Annotated in this window: 20 protein-coding genes and 1 other RNA gene; 4 read left to right on the top strand and 17 right to left on the bottom strand. The window is 61.0% G+C overall.

From position 1 onward, the window contains the following. Nucleotides 1–4: 4 nt before the first annotated feature. The 4 genes from CLM72_RS05210 to CLM72_RS05195 all read left to right on the top strand — a co-directional run bounded on the left by CLM72_RS05210 (nt 5) and on the right by CLM72_RS05195 (nt 5,366). Nucleotides 5–697: a heavy metal response regulator transcription factor gene (locus CLM72_RS05210; protein WP_014716981.1), complete on the top strand. Its 693-nt coding sequence runs from the start codon at nt 5–7 to the stop codon at nt 695–697. Continuing rightward, complete coding sequence (locus tag CLM72_RS05205) at nt 687–2,051, top strand: heavy metal sensor histidine kinase (RefSeq protein ID WP_105225806.1); 1,365 nt, start codon at nt 687–689, stop codon at nt 2,049–2,051. Before CLM72_RS05210 ends, CLM72_RS05205 begins: the two co-directional genes overlap by 11 nt. A 321-nt stretch (nt 2,052–2,372) precedes the next feature. Then, nucleotides 2,373–3,695 carry an OprD family porin gene (locus tag CLM72_RS05200; protein ID WP_105225805.1) on the top strand — a complete coding sequence of 441 codons (1,323 nt, stop codon included), beginning with the start codon at nt 2,373–2,375 and terminating at the stop codon, nt 3,693–3,695. A gap of 174 nt (nt 3,696–3,869) precedes the next feature. Next, entirely contained in the window at nt 3,870–5,366 is a 1,497-nt protein-coding gene (locus CLM72_RS05195; protein WP_105225804.1) for a diguanylate cyclase, read from the top strand. A 594-nt stretch (nt 5,367–5,960) separates the two neighbouring features. On the opposite strand, the gene lpxC is transcribed toward CLM72_RS05195, so the two are convergent. From lpxC to rnpB, 17 genes are all read right to left on the bottom strand, one after another. Further along, nucleotides 5,961–6,872, bottom strand: a complete 912-nt coding sequence (gene lpxC / locus CLM72_RS05180) for a UDP-3-O-acyl-N-acetylglucosamine deacetylase (RefSeq protein WP_003171886.1) — start codon at nt 6,870–6,872, stop codon at nt 5,961–5,963. A 112-nt stretch (nt 6,873–6,984) separates the two neighbouring features. Beyond that, nucleotides 6,985–8,181 carry a cell division protein FtsZ gene (ftsZ, locus tag CLM72_RS05175; RefSeq protein WP_003188685.1) on the bottom strand — a complete coding sequence of 399 codons (1,197 nt, stop codon included), beginning with the start codon at nt 8,179–8,181 and terminating at the stop codon, nt 6,985–6,987. A gap of 75 nt (nt 8,182–8,256) precedes the next feature. Further along, nucleotides 8,257–9,519, bottom strand: coding sequence for a cell division protein FtsA (gene ftsA / locus CLM72_RS05170; RefSeq protein WP_003188682.1), 1,263 nt, complete (start codon nt 9,517–9,519; stop codon nt 8,257–8,259). Nucleotides 9,520–9,534: 15 nt separating this feature from the next. Further along, entirely contained in the window at nt 9,535–10,404 is an 870-nt protein-coding gene (locus tag CLM72_RS05165; RefSeq protein WP_105225802.1) for a cell division protein FtsQ/DivIB, read from the bottom strand. Between the two features lie 4 nt (nt 10,405–10,408). After that, a complete protein-coding gene (locus CLM72_RS05160) occupies nt 10,409–11,365 on the bottom strand; it encodes a D-alanine--D-alanine ligase (protein ID WP_014716974.1) in 957 nt (318 codons plus the stop codon). Next, nucleotides 11,362–12,810 (bottom strand): UDP-N-acetylmuramate--L-alanine ligase, encoded by a 1,449-nt coding sequence (gene murC, locus CLM72_RS05155; RefSeq protein WP_003188677.1) that lies wholly within the window; start codon nt 12,808–12,810, stop codon nt 11,362–11,364. The genes CLM72_RS05160 and murC overlap by 4 nt, the downstream gene beginning before the upstream one ends. Continuing rightward, nucleotides 12,803–13,873, bottom strand: a complete 1,071-nt coding sequence (gene murG, locus CLM72_RS05150) for an undecaprenyldiphospho-muramoylpentapeptide beta-N-acetylglucosaminyltransferase (RefSeq protein ID WP_003188675.1) — start codon at nt 13,871–13,873, stop codon at nt 12,803–12,805. The genes murC and murG overlap by 8 nt, the downstream gene beginning before the upstream one ends. Continuing rightward, nucleotides 13,863–15,086: a putative lipid II flippase FtsW gene (ftsW, locus tag CLM72_RS05145; RefSeq protein WP_003188673.1), complete on the bottom strand. Its 1,224-nt coding sequence runs from the start codon at nt 15,084–15,086 to the stop codon at nt 13,863–13,865. The genes murG and ftsW overlap by 11 nt, the downstream gene beginning before the upstream one ends. After that, nucleotides 15,083–16,429 carry a UDP-N-acetylmuramoyl-L-alanine--D-glutamate ligase gene (gene murD / locus CLM72_RS05140; RefSeq protein WP_105225801.1) on the bottom strand — a complete coding sequence of 449 codons (1,347 nt, stop codon included), beginning with the start codon at nt 16,427–16,429 and terminating at the stop codon, nt 15,083–15,085. Before murD ends, ftsW begins: the two co-directional genes overlap by 4 nt. Nucleotides 16,430–16,435: 6 nt before the next feature. After that, nucleotides 16,436–17,518, bottom strand: coding sequence for a phospho-N-acetylmuramoyl-pentapeptide-transferase (gene mraY, locus CLM72_RS05135; RefSeq protein ID WP_003188670.1), 1,083 nt, complete (start codon nt 17,516–17,518; stop codon nt 16,436–16,438). Next, a complete protein-coding gene (murF, locus tag CLM72_RS05130; protein ID WP_054898898.1) occupies nt 17,518–18,888 on the bottom strand; it encodes a UDP-N-acetylmuramoyl-tripeptide--D-alanyl-D-alanine ligase in 1,371 nt (456 codons plus the stop codon). Before murF ends, mraY begins: the two co-directional genes overlap by 1 nt. After that, entirely contained in the window at nt 18,881–20,344 is a 1,464-nt protein-coding gene (locus tag CLM72_RS05125; RefSeq protein ID WP_105225800.1) for a UDP-N-acetylmuramoyl-L-alanyl-D-glutamate--2,6-diaminopimelate ligase, read from the bottom strand. Before CLM72_RS05125 ends, murF begins: the two co-directional genes overlap by 8 nt. Next, the gene (locus CLM72_RS05120; RefSeq protein WP_019816949.1) at nt 20,344–22,086 is read right to left on the bottom strand and encodes a penicillin-binding protein 2; all 1,743 of its coding nucleotides are present in this window, start codon (nt 22,084–22,086) and stop codon (nt 20,344–20,346) included. Before CLM72_RS05120 ends, CLM72_RS05125 begins: the two co-directional genes overlap by 1 nt. Further along, the gene (gene ftsL / locus CLM72_RS05115; RefSeq protein ID WP_003188663.1) at nt 22,086–22,379 is read right to left on the bottom strand and encodes a cell division protein FtsL; all 294 of its coding nucleotides are present in this window, start codon (nt 22,377–22,379) and stop codon (nt 22,086–22,088) included. Before ftsL ends, CLM72_RS05120 begins: the two co-directional genes overlap by 1 nt. Further along, on the bottom strand, nt 22,376–23,323 hold the full coding sequence (gene rsmH / locus CLM72_RS05110) for a 16S rRNA (cytosine(1402)-N(4))-methyltransferase RsmH (RefSeq protein ID WP_003188661.1): 948 nt from the start codon (nt 23,321–23,323) through the stop codon (nt 22,376–22,378). The genes ftsL and rsmH overlap by 4 nt, the downstream gene beginning before the upstream one ends. After that, nucleotides 23,320–23,775, bottom strand: a complete 456-nt coding sequence (gene mraZ, locus CLM72_RS05105; protein ID WP_004371993.1) for a division/cell wall cluster transcriptional repressor MraZ — start codon at nt 23,773–23,775, stop codon at nt 23,320–23,322. The genes rsmH and mraZ overlap by 4 nt, the downstream gene beginning before the upstream one ends. 355 nt (nt 23,776–24,130) lie before the next feature. Continuing rightward, an RNA gene (gene rnpB, locus CLM72_RS05100) (RNase P RNA component class A) lies at nt 24,131–24,484 on the bottom strand. Nucleotides 24,485–24,487: the final 3 nt, after the last annotated feature.

Below are 24,487 nucleotides of genomic sequence, written 5' to 3'. Positions count from 1 at the left end.
GGTCATGCGCGTCCTGATTATTGAAGATGAAGAAAAAACCGCGGACTACCTGCACCGCGGCCTGACCGAGCAAGGCTATACCGTCGACGTGGCCCGAGAAGGCATCGAGGGCCTGCACCTGGCGCTGGAAAACGATTACGCCGTGATCGTGCTCGACGTGATGCTGCCCGGCCTGGATGGCTTCGGTGTGTTGCGCGCCTTACGCGCCCGCAAGCAGACGCCGGTGATCATGCTCACCGCTCGCGAGCGCGTGGAAGACCGCATCCGCGGCCTGCGCGAAGGCGCCGACGATTATCTGGGCAAGCCCTTTTCGTTCCTGGAACTGGTGGCCCGCCTGCAAGCCCTGACCCGCCGCAGCGGCGGCCATGAACCGGTGCAGGTCACCGTCGCAGACCTGTGGATCGACCTGATCAGCCGCAAGGCCAGCCGCAACGGTGTACGCCTGGACCTGACCGCCAAGGAGTTCTCGCTGCTCAGCGTATTGGCGCGGCGCCAGGGCGAGATCCTGTCCAAGACTGCGATTGCCGAGATGGTCTGGGACATCAATTTCGACAGCGACGCCAACGTGGTGGAAGTGGCGATCAAGCGCCTGCGCGCCAAGCTCGACGGGCCGTTCGAACACAAGCTGCTGCACACCATTCGTGGCATGGGCTATGTGCTGGAGAACCGCATGCAGGAAAACCACAGTGGTCGCTAATTCCATCGCCCTGCGCCTGAGTGGCATGTTCACCCTGGTGGCGCTGCTGATCTTTCTGTTGATCGGCGGCGCGCTGTACCAGCAGGTCGACCGTGGCCTGGGGTTGTTGCCAGGTGCCGAGCTGGATGCGCGCTACAGCGTGCTGGAGTCGTCGATCAATCGCTTCGGCACGCCGGAGCATTGGGCCAAGATCAGGTCCAAGCTCAAGCTGTTGGGGGAAGAAGACAAGCGCATCCGTTTCTGGGTGGTCAGCAGCGACCCGAGCTACGAATACGGTGAGCCGGATGCGCAGATTCGTGCCTTTGCCGAGGGCGCCACGGGTAAGCGCGACCTGCGTCTACCGGATCACGATTATCCCTTCAAGGTGCTGGTCAGCCAGTTTTCAGCCAAGGACCAGCGCCCGGCGCTGCGCTTCATGATTGCCATCGACACGGAAAACTTCCGTGCCACCCAGCATCACTTGCTGGTGGCGTTGATCAGCCTCGCGCTGGTGGGTGTAACACTGGCGGCACTGTTGGGGTTCTGGGTCGCGCGTATCGGCCTCAAGCCCCTGGGCAAACTCTCGGATGAGGCGCAAAAGCTTGCGCCGCCGAAACTCTCCGGGCGCCTGCACCTGTCGCCGCTGCCGCCGGAATTGAGCCAGTTCGTCAATTCGTTCAACGCCACCCTCGACCGTGTCGAGCAGGCGTATTCGCGCCTGGAATCGTTCAACGCCGACGTCGCCCATGAACTGCGTTCGCCGCTCACCAACCTGATCGGCCAGACCCAGGTTGCCCTCACTCGCGGCCGTTCGGCAGAGCAATATTTCGAGGTGCTGCAATCGAACCTGGAAGAGCTGGAACGGCTGCGCTCGATCATCAACGACATGCTGTTCCTCGCCAGCGCCGACCAGGGCAGCAAGGCCACCAAGCTGATCGAAAGCGCCCTGGCCGATGAAGTGGCCACCACCCTCGACTACCTGGACTTCATCCTCGAAGACGCCCAGGTCGAAGTGCGCGTGCACGGCGATGCCGTGGTACAGATCGAAAAGGCCCACCTGCGTCGCGCACTGATCAACCTGCTGAGCAATGCCGTGCAACACACCGCGCCGGGGCACGTCATCGACGTGCACATTGAAGTGCAGGCACACCAGGTGGCGATTGGCGTGACCAACCCCGGCGAGGTCATTGCCAGCGAACACTTGCCACGCCTGTTTGAACGTTTCTACCGCGTGGATGCATCGCGCAGCAACAGCGGGGCCAATCATGGGCTGGGGCTGGCGATCGTCAAGGCGATTGCGTTGATGCATGGGGGGGATGTGTTTGTGCGTAGTGAAGGCGGTGGCAATACGTTTGGTATCACCCTGCCGATCTAAACAACTCGGTCAAAATGTGGAAGCTGGCTTGCCTGCTCCCACAGAAGATCCCATGGCCCTCACTGTTGCGGTTTGGGCAATAGTTATTATCTTGTTACACTCTGTATCGCACCGCTCGCCTGCGTTACTTTGACGCATCGATGAGCGCGACGGCAAAGGCAGCTGACCACTCACCCGAATTTCCCTCGACTTATTTCCAGGGCTCTACACTGGGAATCTGTCTTAAAGCCGCTGACTTCAGCGGCTTTTTTTTGCCGTGAAAAAAGGCCGGGCACACCCCACGACACTGGCCGTTCATGATTGACCAAAGGAGCTCCACCGGTGAAGAACTCGCTGACGTTAACCCCGTTATTCCTCGCAATCGCAGCAACGATCATCCCCCTTGCCCATGCGACAGACGCCCCGCCCGCCGAAGGTTTCGTCGAGGGTTCGCACCTCACGATCAACACCCGCAACTACTACATGAATCGCGACCGACGCGATATTCATACCGATGACAGCAAGGAATGGGGCCAGGGCTTTATCGGCACCTTCGAATCCGGCTACACCCAGGGCACCGTCGGCTTCGGCCTGGACGTCAATGCCATGCTCGGCCTCAAGCTCGACGGCGGTGGTGGTACGGATGGTTCCAGCATCCTTCCGTATGGCAGCGGCAACGGCAAAGCGCCAGGTTCGTTCTCGACGGCTGGCGGCACCTTGAAGCTGCGCGCCTTCGACACCGAACTGAAAGCCGGCGACCTGTTCCTCAACAACCCGGTGATCGCCGGCGGAATGACGCGCATGTTGCCGCAGACTTTCCGTGGCGTGAGCCTGACCAACCACAGCTTTGACGGCTGGATGATCGAAGGTGGCCAGGCCAGTTTCACCAAGCTCTACAACCAGAGCGGCCATCGGCGCATCGGCACCAGCTACGGCACTCTGCCCGCCAACACGGACAGCCAGCATCTGGACTGGGCTGGCGTGTCGTTCAGCGGGATCGAGGGGCTGACCAGCAACCTGTACGCCTCCGAACTCAAGGACGTCTGGCACCAGTATTACTACGACCTGGAATACACCTATGCCCTGAACGACCTGGTCAGCCTGACCCCCGGCGTGCACTACTACCATACCCAGGACACCGGCCAATCGCTGCTGGGGGATATCGACAACAACACCTACAGCCTGCATTTCACCGTGGGCGTGGGCAACCACAGCGTCACGGCGACTTATCAGCGGGTCAATGGCAATACGCCGTTCGACTACATTACCCAGGGCGACAGCGTGTACCTGGACAACTCCCAGCAGTACTCGGACTTCAACGGGCCCAACGAGCGCTCCTGGAAGCTCAAGTACGCCTACGACTTCGCCGGCCTCGGCGTGCCCGGCCTGACGTCCGCCGTGTCCTACATCAGCGGCAAGACCGACCTGACCAAGGTCGACCCCAACAGTCGTGGCTACAGCAACTGGTACAGCGCCGATGGCAAGGACGCCAAGCACTGGGAGCGCGATATCGACCTGAAATATGTGGTGCAGGGCGGCACGGCCAAGGACTTGGCCGTGCGCCTGCAATGGGCGACCAATCGCGGCAGCAATGGCTACTCTGCAGTGGACCGCGATGTGGATGAATACCGTGTGATCGTGGATTACCCGATCAACGTGTTCTGAGTACAGGTAGGAGCGAGCTTGCTCGCGAAAAACGTTAACGATGACGCGGGCATCCTTAATGCACGCGGCGCACTCGAGTTTTTCGCGAGCAAGCTCGCTCCTACAGGTTGGCTTTGCGCCATATTTAAGAGTTGCTACTACGCTAAGGGCATTCTCAACGCAGAAGTGTGCCCGATGAGTTCAAGCCCTACCCGCCCCAACCGCCGCCCGGAGCGCCTGCTGATCCTGGGCAGTACGCTCACAGTGTTGCTGATCGTGGGGGTCGTCACTGCGCTGCTGATTCGTGAACATGCCAATACCCTGCAGACGGCCAAGCGCACCGCCAATACCATCACTCAATTGATCGACGCGGACGTGCTGCGCAATGTCGAACTTTACGACATGGCCCTCAAAGGCTTGATCAGCGCCACCGAGCGCACCGACCTGCAAGACGTTTCAGAGAGCATCAGGCACCTGGTGCTGTTTGATCGTTCTGCAGCGGCGCCCTACAAGGGCGATATCCTGCTGTTGGACCCGGCCGGCGAGGTGATTGCCGATTCGTCCCTGCTCACGCCCAAGCTGGGTAACTTTGCCGATCGGGACTATTTTCAGGCGCACCGCACCAACCCCGACCTGGGCTTGTATATCAGCCGCCCGTTCATGGCGCGCTGCCAGTGTGCCGACCCCTGGCGCATCGCGTTCAGCCGTCGCGTTTCGTCACCGGATGGGCGCTTCCTGGGAGTGGCGGTCGCGTCCATGCGCCTCTCGTACTTTCATCAGTTGTTCAGCAGCTTGAACATCGGCAGCCACAGCACCATCAACCTGCTCAACCACCAAGGCATCCTGCTGGCGCAAGAGCCTCTGCTGGAAGTAGATATCGTCGACAAGGACCTGAGCCAGCGCCCGAATGTGGCGCGCATGCTGCGCGAACGGGACGGCAGCTTCCAAAGTATCTCCAGTGTCGATCGCCATGCACGGCTCTACAGTTTTTCGAATGTGGGCAACTTGCCGCTGATCGTGGCGGTGGCCTTGTCCAGCGATGAAATGTTCGCACCCTGGCGGCGTGCGGCGTGGCTGGTCAGCATCGCGACCGGAGTGTTGTGCGTGGGCCTGTTGTGGCTGACTTGGGCGCTGTGCATGGAACTGCGCCGTCGCCATCGGGCTGAACAGGTGCTGTCAGAACTGGCAGCCACCGATGCCCTCACCGGCCTGGCCAACCGTCGCACGCTGGACGAACGCTTGCGGCTGGAATGGGACCGGGCACAACGCTCAACCGAGTCGTTGAGCGTACTGATGATCGATGTGGACCACTTCAAGGCCTTCAACGACCGCCACGGTCACCAGGGCGGCGATGAGGCGTTGCGTGCAGTCGCGCATGTGATCGCCAGCCATATCCGCCGCCCTGCCGACCTGGCGGCGCGTTATGGCGGTGAAGAGTTCGCGGTGGTGCTGCCCAATACCGACGCCAAGGGCGCGTGGGTGATCGCCGAGCATATCCGCAAGGGGGTCCAGCACTTGCCGAGAGTGGCCGGGGATGAGCAACCGATCACCGTAAGCATCGGCCTGAGTACCTGGCAGAAGCACAGCCGTACCTCCCTTGAAGACCTGCTGCTCAAGGCTGATCAGGCGTTGTATCAGGCCAAGCACAGCGGCCGTAACCGGATAGTGGATGTTTCAAAGAACTCAAACTGATGAGGTCAAATGTGGGAGCTGGCTTGCCTGCGATGGCCATAGGTATCTACACAACTTCGGCACGACGCTAAATCTATGGCGAGGGAGCTTGCTCCCGTGACGGCCTGGCAGCCGACACAGATATAACTGATGCCCCGCGATCCAATGTGGGAGCTGGCTTGCCTGCGAAGACGGCCTGACAGTCAACACAGTTGGACCGTGTACATATCCATTCCTGCGGTAACGGCCACTTAGGGTTCCGCCCTGACGGCGGCTCACTTTCGAAAAGCGCGAAAGTAAGCAAAGCGCTCTTGCCCCACCACTCGGCACCTCGCTTAGGCTCGGTGTGCCCGTAATCCGCCAGCGTGGTTTAACGGGGCGCCTAAGATCAAAAGCAGATCAAGATCAAGAGCGGCTCGCTTCGCATCGTGATTACCGTTGAGCTAACAGAGTTATGTAGATACCTATGCTGCGATGGCGGTGGGTCAGCTACCTATAAGCTAACTGGCAGGCCGCTATCGCAGGCAAGCCAGCTCCCACATTTGGATATTCGTCGGGCATAAAAAAAGGCCACCCGAAGGCAGCCTTTCAAAACTAAAGAAAGAGAGTTGTTACTTACACCGCCGCAACGGGACGCATGTAAGAGATCGGTGCGGTGCTGGCATCTTCGAAGGTCACGACTTCCCAAGCGTCTGTCTGCTCAATCAACTTGCGCAGCAGCTGGTTGTTAAGGGCGTGGCCCGACTTGAAGCCTTTGAACTCGCCTATCAGGCTATTGCCCAGCAGGTAGAGGTCACCGATTGCATCGAGGATCTTGTGCTTCACGAATTCGTCTTCGTAGCGAAGGCCGTCTTCGTTCAGTACACCATCCGCGTCGACCACAATGGCGTTTTCAACGCTGCCGCCGAGTGCGAGGTTGTGCTTGCGCAGGTACTCGATGTCACTCATGAAACCAAAGGTACGGGCGCGGCTGACTTCTTTTACGAACGAAGTGCTGGAAAAATCCACGCTTGCACTTTGGGTGCGGTCACGGAATACCGGGTGATCGAAATCGATCTCAAAGCTCACTTTAAAGCCTTCGAACGGGACGAAGGTAGCGCGCTTGTCGCCGTCTTCTACTGTCACTTCCCGCAGAATGCGAATGAACTTCTTGGCTGCGTCCTGTTCTTCCAGGCCGGCAGATTGAATCAAGAATACGAAGGGGCCAGCGCTGCCATCCATGATCGGGACTTCGGACGCGGAGAGCTCGACGTAGGCGTTATCGATGCCCAGGCCAGCCATGGCCGAGAGCAAGTGCTCCACCGTGTCCACTTTGACGTCACCGTTGACCAATGTGGTCGACATAGTGGTTTCGCCAACGTTTTCCGCGCGAGCAGGAATCTGCACCACAGGGTCCAGGTCGGCACGCACAAACACGATGCCGGTGTCGACAGGTGCAGGCTTGAGGGTCAGGTATACCTTCTCCCCGGAGTGCAGACCTACACCTGTGGCACGAATAATATTCTTCAGGGTGCGTTGTTTAATCATGGCTTGGACCGCTTCAGCGCAAATTGCGAACTGGTATCAACAAAGGCTGGCGATAATAGCAGACCAGACCTTTGCTGAACACCAATCACCTTCATAGCCCTGATACATTCCATTAATCGGCCTGACGACGCAGGAATGCCGGGATGTCCAGGTAGTCCAGGTCATCTTGCGGATTCGGGCTACGGGACGCCGCAGCACCGGCCTGAGCCTGGTTGCGCATCACGGTCGGACGGTCCAGGTCACGGTAGTTGACCGACGGCAGTTCCTGGCGAGCAGGGGCTGGAGCGGCAGCTGCCTGGCTGGCCTGGCTGGTGTGCAGGGTGTTGTCGATGACCTTCACAGGCTTCTCGATTTTTGCACCCAGGCCGGTAGCAACCACGGTTACATGCAGCTCATCGCGCATGTCCGGATCAATAACGGTACCGACTTTGACCATGGCGTGCTCGGACGCGAAGGCTTCGATGATGCTACCCACGTCGGAGTACTCACCCAGGGACAGGTCAGGACCGGCGGTGATGTTCACCAGGATGCCGCGTGCACCTTGCAGGTTCACGTCTTCGAGCAACGGGTTGCGGATGGCCGCTTCGGTGGCTTCGCGTGCACGGTTCGGACCGCTGGCGCAGCCAGTGCCCATCATCGCCATGCCCATTTCGCTCATCACAGTACGTACGTCGGCAAAGTCGACGTTGATCATGCCTGGGCGCTTGATGATGTCGGAGATACCGCGAACGGCACCGGCCAGTACATCGTCAGCCTTGGCGAACGCGGACAGCAGGCTGGCATCCTTGCCCAGGATGGTCAGTAGTTTCTCGTTGGGGATGGTGATCAACGAGTCGACGCTTTCAGACAACAGACGGATACCTTCGTCGGCGATCTGCATGCGCTTGCGGCCTTCGAACGGGAACGGACGGGTCACGACAGCAACGGTCAGAATCCCCATTTCCTTGGCCACTTCGGCAATGATCGGTGCAGCACCGGTACCGGTACCGCCGCCCATGCCCGTGGTGATGAACACCATGTTGGTGCCTTGCAGCACTTCGGCAATACGCTCGCGGTCTTCCAGGGCGGCTTGACGGCCGACTTCCGGATTGGCGCCAGCGCCGAGGCCCTTGGTCACTGCGGTGCCCAATTGCAGGATGGTCCGCGCGCCGATGCTTTTGAGCGCCTGGGCATCAGTGTTGGCGCAGATGAACTCAACGCCTTCAATGTTGCTCTTGACCATGTGGTTGACAGCGTTGCCGCCGCCACCGCCGACACCGATTACTTTGATAACCGGGCTAGCGGGGATGTTGTCTACGAGTTCGAACATGTTCCCTCTCCTTTCATTTTCTCTAGTTTTTTCGCCTACTGCTTATTGCGGGTGCTGCGGTGTCGCGGTAAATCTTTAGAAATTGCCTTTTACCCAAGCCTGCAGCCGCTCGAACAACGGCGCTTTCGCCTCGTCGTCGCTGCGGTAGCTGTCACGGATGCTCGGGCCCGACAGGGAAATGCCGTCGGTCTGCTTTTGCAGCCCGTACAACAGCAAGCCCACACCGGTGGAATAAATCGGATTACGCACCACGTCGCCCAGGCCCTTCACGCCATGAGGCACGCCCAAGCGCACCGGCATGTGGAAGATTTCCTCGGCCAACTCGACCGCGCCTTCCATCTTCGAGGTGCCACCGGTCAGCACGATGCCAGCCGGGATCAAATCTTCGTAGCCGCTGCGGCGCAGTTCAGCCTGGATCAGGGTGAACAGCTCGTCGTAGCGTGGCTCGACCACTTCGGCCAGGGCCTGGCGCGACAGCTCGCGCGGTGGACGATCACCCACGCTTGGCACCTTGATGGTCTCGCCGGCACCGGCCAGCTTGGCCAGGGCGCAGGCGTAGCGGATCTTGATTTCTTCGGCGTACTGGGTCGGTGTGCGCAGCGCCATGGCGATGTCGTTGGTGACCTGGTCGCCGGCAATCGGGATCACGGCGGTGTGACGGATCGCACCCTCGGTGAAGATCGCGATGTCGGTGGTGCCGCCGCCGATGTCCACCAGGCACACGCCCAGTTCTTTTTCGTCGTCAGTCAGGACCGAGTAGGCCGAGGCCAACTGCTCGAGAATGATGTCGTCGATTTCCAGGCCGCAGCGGCGCACGCATTTTTCAATGTTCTGTGCGGCGTTGACGGCGCAGGTCACCACGTGGACCTTGGCTTCCAGGCGAACGCCCGACATGCCCAGGGGCTCGCGCACGCCTTCCTGGTTATCGATCACGTAGTCCTGCGGCAGGGTGTGCAGCACGCGCTGGTCCGCCGGGATCGCCACGGCCTGGGCAGCGTCGAGGACGCGCTCAAGGTCGGCCGAGCTGACTTCACGGTCGCGGATCGCCACGATGCCGTGGGAGTTCAGGCTGCGGATGTGGTTGCCAGCCACGCCGACGAACGCCGAGTGAATCCGGCAACCGGCCATCAGCTGCGCTTCTTCGATAGCGCGCTGGATCGACTGCACAGTGGACTCGATGTTCACCACCACGCCCTTCTTCAGGCCCCGGGACGGATGCGTGCCAATACCGACGATTTCGATCGCGCCGTCTTCCCCGACCTCGCCCACCAGCGCCACCACCTTGGAGGTGCCGATATCGAGACCGACGATCATTTTGCCGCTTTGCACGTTTGCCATGGGTCCTGCCTCTTCTTAATTCTTCGCGACAGCGGGTTGTGCTGCCGTGGGCGCAGCCGGTGTACGCCAGCCGACGGCCAGGCCGTTGGCGTAACGCAGGTCGACGCTCGCAATGTTCGTAATCTGTTCTTTCAAGGTTTTTTCATAGATGGCAATAAAGCGGCGCATCTTTTCCACCAAGCGGTCGCGTCCCAGCAACAACTCGATGCCCGGGCCGGAACTGCCTGCCCCGGTCGTCAAAAACCAGCTGCCCCGCTCACGCAATTCCAGGCGTGCAATGGAGAAGCCCAATGGCCGCAGCATCTGGCTCAAGGCCTGGTACTGCTGCATCACTTGCTGCTGCGCCCGCTGCGGCCCGAACAGCTGCGGCAGGTGTTCATAGTTGGCCAGCTCACGCGGGGTGAACGCCTGGCCCTGGTTGTTCAACAGCGCTCCATCGCCCCAACGGGCCACGGGCAGTTGTTCTTCCAGGCGGATCGTGACCTGGTCCGGCCATACCCGGCGAACTTCGGCGTGGGCGATCCACGGCATCTGTTCCAGCTCCGAGCGCATGCCAGCCAGGTCGATGGTAAAGAAGCTCGCCGCCAGGTATGGGCCGATGCGCTGCTGTACCGCTTGCTGGCTGATGTAGCTCAAGTCGCCCTGCACGCTGATCTTGGTGATCGGCCGGTCGGCATACGGCAACAGACGCTGCGCGCCTTCGTACGTGCCAAAGCCCAGCACCACCAGCAGCACCGGCCAGAACAGCGCCTTGATAAAACCAAAGTTGGCTTTTGGCAGGCGCGCCGACATCGGCTCTTTAGCCACCATTCGGCTTGCACCCCGTGGCACCGGCTTGCGGCTCGGTGCTTGTGGGGGCTGATGACGAAGCGATGCGCCGTTCATGTCTTTAGCCTCTTGGCTCAATGCTGTCGGCCAGGATCGCCAGCACTAACTGCTGGAAATCCAGACCGGCGGCACGGGCAGCCATGGGAACCAGGCTGTGATCAGTCATGCCCGGTGCGGTGTTGACTTCAAGGAACCAGAAATTCCCTTGGTCATCCTGCATCACGTCTGCCCGCGCCCAACCGGCGATACCCAGCGCCTCACAGGCTTTCGCCGTGAGGTCCATCAATTCCTGTTCCTTGGTTGCTTCGAGCCCACACGGGATCCGGTACTGAGTATCGGAAGCCAGGTACTTGGCGTCGTAGTCATAAAAGGTGTGGGGCGTGCCCAAAGCGATGGGCGGCAATACCTGGCCACGCAGGGTGGCGATGGTGTACTCGGGACCGGAAATCCACTGTTCCACCAACACTTGCGAATCGTAGGTACTTGCCGCTTTCCATGCGTCGATCAATTCGGCGGCCGAGTTCACTTTGGCCATGCCGATACTGGAGCCTTCATGGGCTGGTTTGACGATCAAAGGCAGGCCCAGTTCCTTGGCCGCAGAAATACAATCGTCTTCACTGCACAGTACGGCGTGACGTGGGGTCGGAATGCCCAGGCTGTGCCACACCTGCTTGGTGCGCAACTTGTCCATCGCCAAGGCCGACGCGAGGATGCCGCTGCCGGTGTAAGGGATGCCGGCGCATTCGAGCAGGCCCTGCATGCTGCCGTCTTCACCGCCGCGGCCGTGAAGAATGAGAAAGGCACGGTCGATCTTCTCGGCCTGCAGGCGGGCAAGGAAGTCATCGCCCACATCGATACCGAACGCGTTCACGCCAGCACTTTGCAGCGCCTCAAGCACCGCATTGCCGGACTTGAGCGACACTTCGCGCTCGGCGCTCTTGCCGCCGAACAACACGGCCACGCGACCGAAGTCGGCAGGCGCAAGGGTGGAAAACAGGGAGCCGTAATCAGTGGTCATTTCGACTTCCCCTTGGCGGCGGCTGCAAACAGCGGGCTCGCCAGCAATTTGGGCGCAAGGCCACCGATATCACCGGCGCCCTGGCACAGCAGGATGTCACCGGCACGCAGCAGCGGCTTGACGATAGGCGCCAGATCCACGCCACGCTCGATGTAGATCGGGTCCAACTGGCCGCGCTGGCGGATGCTGTTGCACAGCTTGCGGCTGTCAGCGCCCGGGATCGGTTCTTCACCGGCCGGGTAGACTTCCATCAGCAGCAGCACGTTGGCATCGGCCAGTACATTGACGAAGTCGTCGTACAGGTCGCGGGTGCGGCTGTAGCGGTGCGGCTGGTACACCATCACCAGCCGGCGCTCCGGCCAACCACCGCGTACGGCCTTGATAACGGCCGCAACTTCGGTCGGGTGGTGGCCGTAGTCGTCCACCAGCATCACGTCACCGCCTTCGACCGGCAGTTGGCCGTAGACCTGGAAGCGACGGCCCACACCGGCAAAGCGCGACAGGCCCTCGACGATGGCTTCATCGCTGACGCCTTCATCGGTGGCAATGCAGATGGTCGCCAAAGAGTTCAGCACGTTGTGGTTGCCCGGCATGTTCACCGACACGTCCAGCGGCTCGCGATCGGGGCGCAGCACGGTGAAGAAGGTTTGCATGCCTTCCTGGCGCACATTGATTGCGCGCACGTCGGCGTCTTCGCTGAAGCCGTAGGTCACGGTAGGGCGTTTGACCTGGGGCAGGATTTCACGCACCACCGGGTCGTCCAGGCACACCACCGCCAACCCATAGAACGGCAGGTTGTGCAGGAAGTCGACGAAGGTTTTCTTCAACTTGTTGAAGTCGCCGTCGTAGGTCGCCATGTGGTCTTCGTCGATGTTGGTGACGACGGCGACCAGCGGTTGCAAGTGCAGGAAGCTCGCGTCACTTTCATCGGCTTCGGCGATCAGGTAGCGACTGGTGCCCAGCTGGGCATTGGTGCCAGCTGCATTCAGGCGGCCACCGATGACGAAGGTCGGGTCCAGGCCACCGGCGGCGAACACCGAGGCGATCAGGCTGGTGGTGGTGGTCTTGCCATGGGTACCGGCCACGGCGATGCCGTGGCGATAGCGCATCAGCTCGGCAAGCATCTCGGCACGCGGTACCACAGGGATACGGCGCTCAAGGGCGGTGGCCACTTCCGGGTTGGACGTGTTCACGGCGCTGGACACCACCAGCACGTCAGCTTCGGCGGCGTTCTCGGCACGGTGGCCGATGAAGATCTGTGCGCCAAAGGACTTCAGGCGCTCGGTGACCGGCGACTCTTTCAAGTCCGAGCCGGACACCTGGTAGCCCAGGTTCAGCAACACTTCGGCAATCCCGCACATGCCCACGCCACCGATACCGACGAAGTGAATACGGCGGATGCGGCGCATCTCGGGTTGCGGCATGGCTTTCTGATTCTCAACCATGGGCCACCTCCAGGCAGATATCGACCACGGTGCGGGTTGCGTCAGGTTTGGCCAGGCGGCTTGCGGTGCTCGCCATGCTGTTGAGTCGTTCCGGTTGCATCAAAACCTCGGTCAGGCGTGCGGCCAAATCGGCGGCGCCAGTCGTTCTTTGCGGCAGCAGGAAGGCAGCGCCCTCCCCGGCCAAATATTCGGCGTTGCGGGTCTGGTGATCGTCGATGGCGTGGGGCAAAGGCACCAGCAAGGACGGCAGACCGGCGGCCGCCAGTTCACTGACGGTCAGCGCACCAGCGCGGCAGACCACCAGGTCGGCCCAGCCATAGGCTTGGGCCATGTCTTTGATGAAGGGCTGTACATTGGCCTCTACACCGGCCTCGCGATAACGCGCGGCGGTGACTTCATCGTGGTTCTTGCCGGCCTGGTGGAAGATCTCCGGGCGCACATCCTCAGGAAGTTGCGCAACGGCTTCAGGCAGCAATTTATTCAGCGGCTCGGCGCCCAGGCTTCCGCCCAGGATCAGCAGGTGAGCCTTGCGCCCCGCCAGCGCGTCACGCGCAATGGCCATGAACAGCTCGGTACGCACCGGGTTACCGGTGGTGCGAAGCTTGTCGGAGGCGGCGAAGGTTTTCGGAAAGGCTTCACACACCCGCGCAGCCAATGGCACCAGCAGGCGGTTGGCAGTACCGGCGACGGCGTTCTGTTCATGGACGATCACCGGCACGCCCGCGAGTTTCGCCGCAACGCCACCAGGGCCGGTCACATAACCGCCAAAGCCGAGCACACACACCGGCTTCAACTCGCGAATGATCTTGCGCGCCTGCATGACCGCCTTGAGCAACACGAACGGCGCCTTGAGCAATGACAACTTGCTCTTGCCGCGCAACCCGGTGACGTTGATCAAATGCAGCGGCAAACCGGCATTGGGCACCAATTCGTTTTCGATGCCACGGGGCGTACCCAGCCAGTGCACGGTGTAGCCACGGTTCTGGAATTCACGGGCGCAGGCCAGGGCCGGGAACACATGCCCCCCGGTACCGCCCGCCATGATCAGCACGTTAGCGCCCATGAGTCGGCTCCTCGGCGAAGTCGCTCTCGCTGAACTCCATCTCTTCGCTGCCCAGGTGGGTGCGACTCTCCCACTCGATACGCAGCAACAACCCGAGACAGGCGCAGCAAATCACCAACGAGCTGCCGCCGTAACTGAGGAACGGCAAGGTCAGGCCCTTGGTCGGCAGCAGGCCGACGTTCACACCGATGTTGATCAGGAACTGGCCGATCCACAGGAAGGCCAACCCATAGGCAACGTAGGCGGCGAAGAACTGCTTGGCCTTCTCGGCCCACAAGCCGATGTACATGGCGCGCACACAGACGAATACAAACAGTGCCACGGTGCACAGCGAGCCCACCACACCCAACTCTTCGGCCAATACCGAGAACACAAAGTCGGTGTGGGCTTCCGGCAGGTAGAACTGCTTCTGCACACTGTTGCCCAGGCCCACACCCAGCCACTCGCCGCGACCGAAGGCAATCAGCGCCTGGGTCAACTGGTAGCCGGAGCCGAACTGGTCGGACCAGGGGTCGGTAAAAGTAATCAGACGCGCCATTCGGTAGGGTTGCGCCTGCACCAGGATGGTCACGGCCGCCACCGCCAGCACCACCATCAAGGTGAAGCGGAACAGCCCGACACCACCCAGGAAGAGCATCGCGGCGGCGGCGCCCATCATCACGACCGTGGCCCCGAAGTCGGGCTCCATCAGCAGCAGACCAGCCATGGGCAGCAGCACGATGAACGGCTTGAAGAAGCCCATCCAGCTTTCGCGTACTTCTTTCTGACGGCGCACCAGGTAACCGGCGAGGTAGATCACCACGAACACCTTGGCGATTTCCGAAGGCTGCACGTTGAACGCGCCGAAGCCGATCCAGCGCATCGAACCGTTCACCTCGCGGCCAATGCCCGGGACGATCACCATGACCAGCAAGCCGAACGCACCGATCAGCATCAGCCAACCCAGGCGCTGCCAGGTGGCAATCGGAATCATCATGGTGACGATGCAGGCGCCCAGGCCGATCACCAGGTACACCAGGTGGCGGATCATCATGTACAGCGTGTTGCCCGACTGCACGGCAGCCACTTCGGAGGACGCCGAAGTGATCATCACCAGGCCCAGGCCGAGCAGCGCCAGGCAACCGGCGAGCATAGGGAAATCAAGGTCAATGCCGCGCCCGGTAATGATCGGCGACGGGTATGGCTTGATGATGTTTCTCAGGTTGAGGCTCATGCCAAAGCCTCCACGGCGCGGGCGAACAGTTGGCCGCGCTCTTCATAGTTCTTGAACATGTCGAAGCTGGCGCACGCGGGCGACAGCAACACCGCATCGCCAGGCTGGGCCAAGGCTTTGCTCTGGGCAATGGCATCGTCCAGGGAAGCTGCGCGTACTTGCGGTACAGCGTCACCGAGGGCGGCGGCGATCAGGTCCGAATCGCGGCCCATCAGCACCACGGCGCGGCAATGGGCGGCCACTGGCGCTTTAAGGTCCTTGAAGTCGGCGCCCTTGCCATCACCACCGGCGATCAGCACCAGCTTGCCGTCGATATCGGCACCCAGGCCTTCGATGGCCGCCAGGGCTGCACCGACGTTGGTGGCTTTGGAGTCGTTGTAATAGCTGACGTCATTGAGGTCGCGCACCCACTGGCAGCGATGCTCAAGCCCGGCAAACGTGCGCAGGCTCGAGAGCATGGCGTCGAATGGCAGGCCAACCGCGTGACCGAGTGCCAAGGCCGCCAGGGCATTGGACTGGTTGTGCGCGCCACGGATTTTCAGTTCGCGTACCGGCATCAGGTTCTGGAATTCGAACGCCAGGTACTTCTCGCCGTTCTCTTCACGAATGCCGAAGCCTTTGAAGTCCGGTTTGCCCAAGCCGAAGGTCCAGCAGGGCATGCCCTCGCCCATCAGCGGACGGCTCAGGGCATCCTGGCGGTTAACGACAAATTGCCTGGCGCCACGGAAGATCCGGTGCTTGGCCAGGTGATAAGCCGGCAGGCCGCTGTAGCGGTCCATATGGTCTTCACTGACGTTCAATACCGTCGCCACTTCAGCGCCGAGGTCGTGGGTGGTTTCCAGCTGGAAGCTCGACAACTCCATCACATACAGCTCGACGTCGTCGCTGAGCAGGTCCAGCGCCGGCACGCCAAGATTGCCGCCGACGGCCACACGCTTGCCCGCCGCCGCGGCCATCTCGCCGACCAGGGTGGTGACGGTGCTTTTGGCGTTGGAACCGCTGATGGCCACGATCGGCGCCTTCGCGTTGCGTGCGAACAGGTCGATATCGCCAGACAGCTTCACGCCACGGGCCGCAGCCGCTTGCAGGGCCGGTGTCGCCAGGGCCAGGCCCGGGCTCACGTAGAGCTCGTCGGCACGGCACAGAAACTCGACATCCAGCTCGCCACAACGCACTTCCACGTGCGGGTAGTCACGGCGCAGCGTGACCAGCTCCGGTGGATTTTCCCGCGTATCGGCCACGGCAAACGACGTGCCCCGGTTCGCCAGGAAGCGAACCAGGGACATGCCGCTCTTGCCGAGGCCGACAACGATGCGGAAGTGGTCTGAAGCGATCAGGGACACTCGTTTCTACCTCAGTTTCAGGGTGGCAAGGCCGACCAGTACCAGAATCACGGTGATGATCCAGAAGCGGACAATCACGCGTGGCTCAGGCCAGCCCTTGAGTTCAAAGTGGTGGTGAATCGGTGCCATGCGGAACACGCGGCGCCCGGTCAACTTGAAGGACGCCACCTGGATGACCACCGACAGGGTTTCCATCACGAACACACCGCCCATGATGAACAGCACGATTTCCTGGCGAACGATCACCGCGATGGTGCCCAGGGCGGCGCCCAGCGCCAATGCGCCGACGTCGCCCATGAAGACTTGTGCCGGGTAGGTGTTGAACCACAGGAACCCCAGGCCGGCACCGATCAAGGCGCCGCAGAACACGATCAACTCACCGGCGCCCGGTACATAGGGAATCAGCAGGTATTCAGCGAATTTCACGTTACCCGAGAGGTAGCAGAAAATGCCGAGCGCACCGCCTACCATCACCGTCGGCATAATCGCCAGGCCGTCGAGGCCGTCGGTCAGGTTCACCGCGTTGCTGGAGCCGACGATCACGAAGTAGGTCAGCACCACAAAACCGACACCCAGCGGGATGCTCACATCCTTGAGCATCGGGATGATCAAGGTGGTTTCCACGGCGCTCGGCGCGGTGGTGTACAGGAAAATCGCCGCAGCGAGGCCGAACACCGACTGCCAGAAATACTTCCAGCGGCTTGGCAGCCCCTTGGAGTTTTTCTCGATCACTTTGCGGTAGTCATCCACCCAGCCGATGGCACCGAACAGCAGGGTCACCAGCAACACCACCCACACGTAGCGGTTATGCAGATCGGCCCACAGCAAGGTACTGACGCCGATGGACGACAGGATCAGCGCACCGCCCATGGTCGGCGTGCCGGACTTGGACAGGTGCGACTGCGGGCCGTCGTTACGAACCGATTGACCAATTTGCAGGTTCTGCAGGGTGCGGATCATCCACGGCCCCAGGAACAGTGACAAAGACAGCGCGGTCAGCACACCCAGGATCCCGCGCAGGGTCAGGTACTGGAAGACCGCGAAGCCTTTGTGGAACTGTTGCAGATACTCAGCCAGCAGCAGCAGCATTAATGTTTCTCCGTACTTGAGCCACACAAGGCTGCGACGACGTTTTCCATCACCGCGCTGCGCGATCCCTTGATCAAAATGGTTGTGTGTTTGTCATGTTCAGCCGCCGTCAACGCCTGGATCAGCTCGGCCTGGCTCGCGAAATGCCGCGCGCCAGGGCCGAAAGCGTTGACCGCATGGGCCATGTTTGTGCCAACGGCGTAGAGCGCGTCCACTTTGCCGGCGGCGTAGGCGCCGACTTCACGGTGGCCTTGTTCAGCCCAATCGCCCAATTCACCGATATCGCCCAGCACCAGTACCTTGCGCCCATCAAAACCTTTGAGCAGGTCCACAGCGGCATTGATGGAAGACGGGTTGGCGTTGTAAGTGTCATCAATCACGCGCATGCCGTTGCCAGCCAGTTGCGCCACGGTGCGGCCCTTGACCGGCTGCACCGCGCCCAGGCCGGTGGCAATACCGAACAGCGACACACCCAGGGCATGGGCGGCAGCGGCGGCGGCCAAGGCGTTGGCGACGTTGTGGTTGCCCAGCAGGTTCAACTGCACGTGCTCATCACCTTGCGGGGTGTGCAAAGTGAAGGACGGGCAGCCACGGGCATCGACATTGATGTTGGAGGCGTGGAAATCGGCTGCGGCATTCAGCACTGCAAACGTCAGGACCTTGCGACCGGCGGCGCGTACACGCCAGGTCTCGAAGGCCTTGTCATCCAGGTTAAGTACCGCAGTGCCCGAAGCGTCGAGCCCCTCAAGGATTTCGCCCTTGGCTTCGACGATTTTTTCCGGGCCGCCGAACTCACCGACGTGGGCGGTACCGGCGTTGTTGATGATCGCCACGTGAGGCTGGGTCAGCGCCACGGTGTAGGCGATTTCGCCGATGCGCGAAGCCCCCAGTTCGATCACTGCCGCCGTGTGTTCCGGGGCCAGTTCGAGCAGGGTCAGCGGTGCGCCGAAATCATTGTTCAGGTTGCCACGGGTCGCGAGTACCGGCCCGCGCGTGCGCAAAACGCCGGCGAGCAGCTCCTTGACCGTGGTCTTGCCGCTGGAACCGGTAATGGCCGCCACCGGCTTATCAAAAGCAGCACGGTTAAGCGCACCCAGTTGGCCCAGCGCCAGGCGGGTGTCGGCTACCAGCAGTTGCGGCAAGGCAGAATCGGCCACTTCACGCTGCACCAAGGCACCGACGGCACCTTTGGCGGCAACGTCGTTGAGGTAGTCGTGACCATCGAAACGCGGGCCGGCCAGGGCGACAAACAGCTGCCCCGGCTGGATGTTACGACTGTCGATACTGACGCCGGTGAATGTGCAGTCGCTCGACAGCACACGGGCCGACAGGGCCTGGGCCAGTTCGCTGAACGTCATCGCCTTAAGCATGGGCGACCTCCCAGGCGGTCAGGGCGTGATCCGCCTCGACCAGATCAGAGAAGGCATGGCGCTCACCGTTTATTTCCTGATAGTCCTCGTGACCTTTACCCGCGAGTACCACTACGTCGTCCGCGCCGGCACTGGCGATCAACTGGGCAATGGCGGCGCCGCGACCAGCCACAAAAGTGACGTTGGAGGCGTCTTTGAAACCGACACGGATGTCGTCGAAAATCTGGCTCGGGTGTTCGCTGCGCGGGTTGTCGTCGGTGACGAGTACGCCATCGGCCAAGCGCTCGACAATTTCGGCCATCAACGGGCGCTTGCCGCGATCGCGATCACCGCCGCAACCGAACAGGCAAAGCAGTTTGCCTTTGGCATGTGGGCGCAGGGCTTCGAGGACTTTTTCCAGGGCGTCCGGAGTATGGGCGTAATCGACCACCACCAGCGGTTGTGTACCGCCACCCAGGCGCTGCATGCGACCGGCAGGGCCTTCCAGCTTCGGCAGTACCCGCAGGATTTCATCCAGGGCGTAATCCAGGCCCAGCAGTGCACCGATAGCGGCGAGCACGTTGCTCAGGTTGAACCGCCCGAGCAAGGTGCTGCGCAAGTGGTGCTCGCCCTGCGGCGTCACCAACGTGGCGCGCACGCCTTCATCATTGAATTGGGCTTCGCGGCAGTACAGGTAGGCACTGGCATCTTGCAGGCTATAGCTGATCAGGCGCGCGTCGCTGTCTTCGCCCGCCAGTTGGCGGCCGAATGCGTCGTCGAGGTTGACCACCCGGCACTTCAGGTCATTCCAGGCAAACAGCTTGGCCTTGGCGGCGGCGTACGCCTCCATGGTGCCGTGGTAGTCGAGGTGATCGCGGGACAGGTTGGTCATCACGGCCACGTCAAAAGCCAGTGCGGTGACACGCCCTTGGTCCAGGCCATGGGAAGACACTTCCATGGCTACCGCCTTGGCGCCGGCCTTTTTCAGGTCGGCCAGGGTCGCTTGTACGGCAATCGGGTTTGGCGTGGTGTGCAGGCCGCTTTGCAGCGCGCCATAGAAACCGGTACCCAGGGTGCCGACGATGCCGCAGTGCTGACCCAGCAGGTCCAAAGCCTGGGCAACCAACTGGGTCACACTGGTCTTGCCGTTGGTGCCAGTCACGCCCACCAGGTTGAGTTGGCGGCTCGGGTCACCGTAGAAACGCCCGGCGATGTCGGACAACTGCGCTGCCAGGCCCTTGACCGGAATCAACGGCACATCGGTGATCGGCAGCACGGTGGCGCCTTCCACTTCATAGGCGACCGCAGCCGCACCGCGTTGCAGGGCATCGGCAATATGCGCACGGCCATCGAGCTTGCCGCCAGGTACCGCCAGGAACAGGTCACCGGCGCGTACATTACGGCTATCCAGGGTCAGCTCACGAATCAGCAGATCGTGGCCGGCATGGGCAAAAATCTTGTTCAGGCTAAGAGACATCAGCCGCGCCCTCCATTGGCTTTAACAGCGGCAGCCGGTGGACCAGCGTTGGCTTGTTGCGTCGGCGGCAGGTTGTCCGGCGTGATATTCATCAAGCGCAGGGTGCCGGACATCACTTTGCTGAACACCGGCGCCGAAACCAGGCCACCGAAGTAGCCGGCTTTACTAGGCTCGTCGATCACCACGACGATGGCGTAGCGAGGGTCGCTCATCGGGCCGAAGCCGGCGAACAGCGAACGGTAGGAGTTTTCGGCATAGCCCTTGGTGCCCACCGAGGTCTTACGCGCCGTACCGGACTTGCCAGCAACGTGGTACGCCGGCACCTGGGCGCGGAATACGCCACGCGGTGCCTCGATCACTTGTTGCAGCATGCCTTGCATGGTCTTGGCGACGTTTTCCGGGATCACTTGGGTGGCTTTTGGCGCTTCGTCGACGTGGATCAGGCTCAGCGGAACCATACGGCCGTTATTGGCCAATACCGAGAACGCGTGGGCCAACTGGATGGCGGTCACCGACAGGCCGTAGCCATAGGACAGCGTGGCAGTCTCGGCCTTTCTCCACTCGCGGTAGTTCGGCAGGTTACCGACCCGCTCGCCCGGGAAGTCGAGGCCGGTGGGTTGCCCCAGGCCGATCTTTTGCGCCAGGTGATAGATGGTCTCGCCGCCGATATCGAAAGCAACCTTGCTCATGCCGACGTTACTGGAGTTGATCAGGATGCCGGTCAGGTCCAGCACTGGCCCCTCGGTGCGGGACACGTCACGAATGGTGTACTTGCCCAACTGCAAGGTGCCTGGGTAAACCTCGACCTTGTCGCTGGGTTTCCAGCGGCCGGTTTCCAGGGCAGCACTCATGGAGATGGCTTTCATGGTGGAACCGGGTTCGAACACGTCGATCATCGCGCGGTTACGCATCATCGCCGGCTGCAGGTTGCGACGGTTGTTCGGGTTGTAGGTCGGCTGGTTGACCATGGCGAGGATCTCGCCAGTCTTCACATCCATAATCACCAGGCTGCCGGCCTTGGCGCCGTTCTCGATGATCGCGTTACGCAGTTCGCGGTTGGCCAGGTATTGCAGGCGCAGGTCAATCGACAACGCCAAGGGCTTGCCAGCCTTGGCGTTCTTGGTGACCTGGACGTCCTTGATCAGCCTGCCGCGCCGATCCTTGATGACCTGACGCTTGCCCGGAACCCCAGCCAGCCATTCGTCATAGGCCAGTTCGACCCCTTCGCGGCCGTGGTCATCGATGTCGGTGAAACCCACCATGTGCGCGGTGGTTTCACCGGCCGGGTAGAAACGCCGAAATTCCTCGATGCCGTAGACGCCGGGGATTTTGAGATCGAGCACTTGCTGGCCTTGCTCAGGGGTAAGCCCGCGAACCAGGTAGATGAATTCTTTATTGGCCTGGGCTTCCAGGCGTTCGGTCAGGGCCTTGCGGTCCTGCCCGAGGGCAGCGGCCAGTTCAGGCCACTTGTCCTTGGCAACTTGCAGCTCTTTGGCGTTGGCCCACAGGGTGGTCACCGGGGTACTGACGGCCAGAGGCTCGCCGTTACGGTCGGTGATCAGGCCACGGTGTGCAGGAATCGGGATGTGCCGCAGGCTGCGGGCATCACCCTGGCCGATCAGGAAGTCGCGGTCGACGACCTGAAGGTCGAAGATGCGCCAGACGATCGCGCCCACCATCAATGCCAGCAAGCCGAGCATCAGGCGAAAGCGCCATGGGTAGAGTGCCCCTTCGAGTTTCATCATGGCGCCACCATGCGAACTTCAGCCGCGCCTGGGATGTGCATCTTCAACTGTTCGGTAGCCAGCACTTCGATACGGCTGTGGGCCGTCCAGGTGCTTTGCTCAAGGATCAACCGGCCCCACTCTGCCTGGGCTTTGTCGCGCACGCTCAATTCCCCGTAAAGGGTATTGAGCAACTGACGGTTCCAGTGGGCGCTGTAGGACACCGCAATCGCGGACACCAGCACGCCGACAAACAGCAGCAACATAAAGAAGCTACCGCCCGGGAGGGGCTTGGCGAAAAGCTTGCTCACCGCAATTTCTCCGCAACACGCATGACGGCGCTACGGGAACGTGGATTGGCCTTGAGTTCGGCTTCGGAAGCGAACTGCGCTTTGCCATGGATTTTGATTTTTGGCACGAAGGCTTCGAAACGCACCGGCAGGTTACGCGGCAGGTTATCGGACTCACCCTTGACCAGACGACGCATGAAGAGTTTGACGATGCGGTCTTCCAGGGAGTGGAAGCTGATCACCACCAGGCGACCGCCCACTTCCAAAGCATCCAGAGCGGCTTCGAGGCCGGCTTCCAGATCGCCCAATTCGTTATTAACGTGAATGCGCAACCCTTGGAATGCGCGGGTGGCCGGGTTCTTGCCTTTTTCCCAGGCAGGGTTGGCGACCTTCAGCACTTCGGCCAGGTCAGCGGTGCGTTCAAACGGCTGGATTTCGCGGCGCTCGACCACGGCACGCGCCATTCGACCGGCGAAGCGCTCTTCACCGTATTCCTTGAACACACGGGCGATTTCTTCTACCGGCGCGGTGGCGATGAATTGTGCGGCACTGACCCCACGAGTGGGATCCATACGCATATCGAGGGGACCGTCGTTCATGAAGCTGAAGCCGCGCTCCGGGTCGTCGAGCTGTGGCGAAGACACGCCCAGGTCGAGCAGAACCCCGGCCACCTTGCCCGCCATACCGCGCTCGGCAACTTCGGCACCCAGCTCGGCAAAGCTGCGCTGCACAACGACAAAGCGGCCGTCTTCGGCCGCTAGCGCTTGCCCGGTGGCAATCGCTTGAGGGTCTTTGTCGAACCCGAGGAGTTTGCCGTCGGACCCGAGCTGGCTGAGTATCAACCGGCTATGCCCGCCCCTGCCGAATGTGCCATCGACATAGCAGCCATCGGCACGTACGGCGAGAGCCTCAACGGCTTCGTCAAGCAGTACGGTGATGTGGTTAAAGCCGCTATCAATAGTCACAGGATCAAATCACGCAGTTCATCAGGCATGGCGCCCGGTTGTTGAATAGCAGCCAGGTCCGCTGCAGACACAGCATCCCAGGCATCTTCGTCCCACAATTGGAACTTGTTCAGTTGGCCTACCAGCATTGCGCGCTTGTCGAGCCTGGCGTACTCGCGCAGTCGCGGCGGCACCAGGAAACGACCGCTGCCATCGAGCTCAAGGTCGACGGCATTACCGATCAGCAAACGCTGGAGGCGGCGGTTTTCTTCACGCAATGAAGGCAGCGCGCGCAACTTGGTTTCAATCAACTCCCACTCGTCGAGGGGGTAAACACATAAACAGGGGTCAACGGCGTCAATCGTGATGATTAACTGCCCTGAACTTCGCGAAATAAGCTCGTCACGATACCGGCTCGGCATGGCGAGACGGCCTTTTGCATCGAGACTGATAGCGTTAGCTCCGCGAAACACAGATGCGTTTCTCCAAATTTTAGCGTTTTACGTTCAAAAAACCCACTTTGTGCCACTTTCCGCCACTTGCGCACACTATAGGAATGCGCCCACCACACCGTCAAGGCGCGTATTCAAGGAAAAGCCTTACAGAACGGAGATTTAGGAGTGCAAAAGGAGGAGAAACGAGAGTTTGGCGATGCTTTTGACTCAACAATGGCAAATAGCTCAGAGAGCTAGAGGCTAAAGTTAAAGTAATTTATTAAGAGTAAGATTTTTTTGGTATTACGAAGATGCATCTGCCAATGATTTGGCAGGGAGGGATTCTTGCGTTACTACCGGGTTTGCGCACGAGATTCGAACGCAAGGAAAAAAGGTGGAGAGTCGATCTGTAAGCCGGGTTCTGTCTTGAACAGTCATTCGTCTACGATGGCCATCACTGGACATCTTTAGCAACCTACCCGGTCCCAGCGCGGGCCACGCCTTGGGACCCTATTTGGTCTTGCTCCAAGTGGGGTTTACCTAGCCACGAACTGTTGCCAGTCGTGCGGTGCGCTCTTACCGCACCTTTTCACCCTTACCGGCACCGAAGTGCTTAGGCGGTTATTTTCTGTGGCACTTTCCGTAGGCTCACGCCTCCCAGGCATTACCTGGCACTTCGCCCTATGGAGCCCGGACTTTCCTCCCCCCCCTAATTTTCATAGAGGGCAGCGACTGTCCAATCGACTCTCCG

It is taken from the genome of Pseudomonas sp. MYb193, assembly GCF_002966775.1.
GTDB classification, from domain to species: domain Bacteria; phylum Pseudomonadota; class Gammaproteobacteria; order Pseudomonadales; family Pseudomonadaceae; genus Aquipseudomonas; species Aquipseudomonas paracarnis.
This window is presented reverse-complemented; position numbering and strand designations above follow the sequence as displayed.

What these genes read in the sequence shown, in the direction of transcription:
- ftsW (WP_003188673.1), bottom strand. Translation starts at nt 15,086, where the DNA reads ATGAGCCTCAACCTGAGAAACATCATCAAGCCATACCCGTCGCCGATC.
- CLM72_RS05195 (WP_105225804.1), top strand. Translation starts at nt 3,870, where the DNA reads ATGAGTTCAAGCCCTACCCGCCCCAACCGCCGCCCGGAGCGCCTGCTG.
- CLM72_RS05210 (WP_014716981.1), top strand. Translation starts at nt 5, where the DNA reads ATGCGCGTCCTGATTATTGAAGATGAAGAAAAAACCGCGGACTACCTG.
- ftsA (WP_003188682.1), bottom strand. Translation starts at nt 9,519, where the DNA reads ATGGCAAACGTGCAAAGCGGCAAAATGATCGTCGGTCTCGATATCGGC.
- CLM72_RS05125 (WP_105225800.1), bottom strand. Translation starts at nt 20,344, where the DNA reads ATGTCTCTTAGCCTGAACAAGATTTTTGCCCATGCCGGCCACGATCTG.
- CLM72_RS05120 (WP_019816949.1), bottom strand. Translation starts at nt 22,086, where the DNA reads ATGAAACTCGAAGGGGCACTCTACCCATGGCGCTTTCGCCTGATGCTC.
- murG (WP_003188675.1), bottom strand. Translation starts at nt 13,873, where the DNA reads ATGGGCGCTAACGTGCTGATCATGGCGGGCGGTACCGGGGGGCATGTG.
- CLM72_RS05160 (WP_014716974.1), bottom strand. Translation starts at nt 11,365, where the DNA reads ATGACCACTGATTACGGCTCCCTGTTTTCCACCCTTGCGCCTGCCGAC.
- mraY (WP_003188670.1), bottom strand. Translation starts at nt 17,518, where the DNA reads ATGCTGCTGCTGCTGGCTGAGTATCTGCAACAGTTCCACAAAGGCTTC.
- ftsZ (WP_003188685.1), bottom strand. Translation starts at nt 8,181, where the DNA reads ATGTTCGAACTCGTAGACAACATCCCCGCTAGCCCGGTTATCAAAGTA.
- lpxC (WP_003171886.1), bottom strand. Translation starts at nt 6,872, where the DNA reads ATGATTAAACAACGCACCCTGAAGAATATTATTCGTGCCACAGGTGTA.
- CLM72_RS05165 (WP_105225802.1), bottom strand. Translation starts at nt 10,404, where the DNA reads ATGAACGGCGCATCGCTTCGTCATCAGCCCCCACAAGCACCGAGCCGC.
- murC (WP_003188677.1), bottom strand. Translation starts at nt 12,810, where the DNA reads ATGGTTGAGAATCAGAAAGCCATGCCGCAACCCGAGATGCGCCGCATC.
- murF (WP_054898898.1), bottom strand. Translation starts at nt 18,888, where the DNA reads ATGCTTAAGGCGATGACGTTCAGCGAACTGGCCCAGGCCCTGTCGGCC.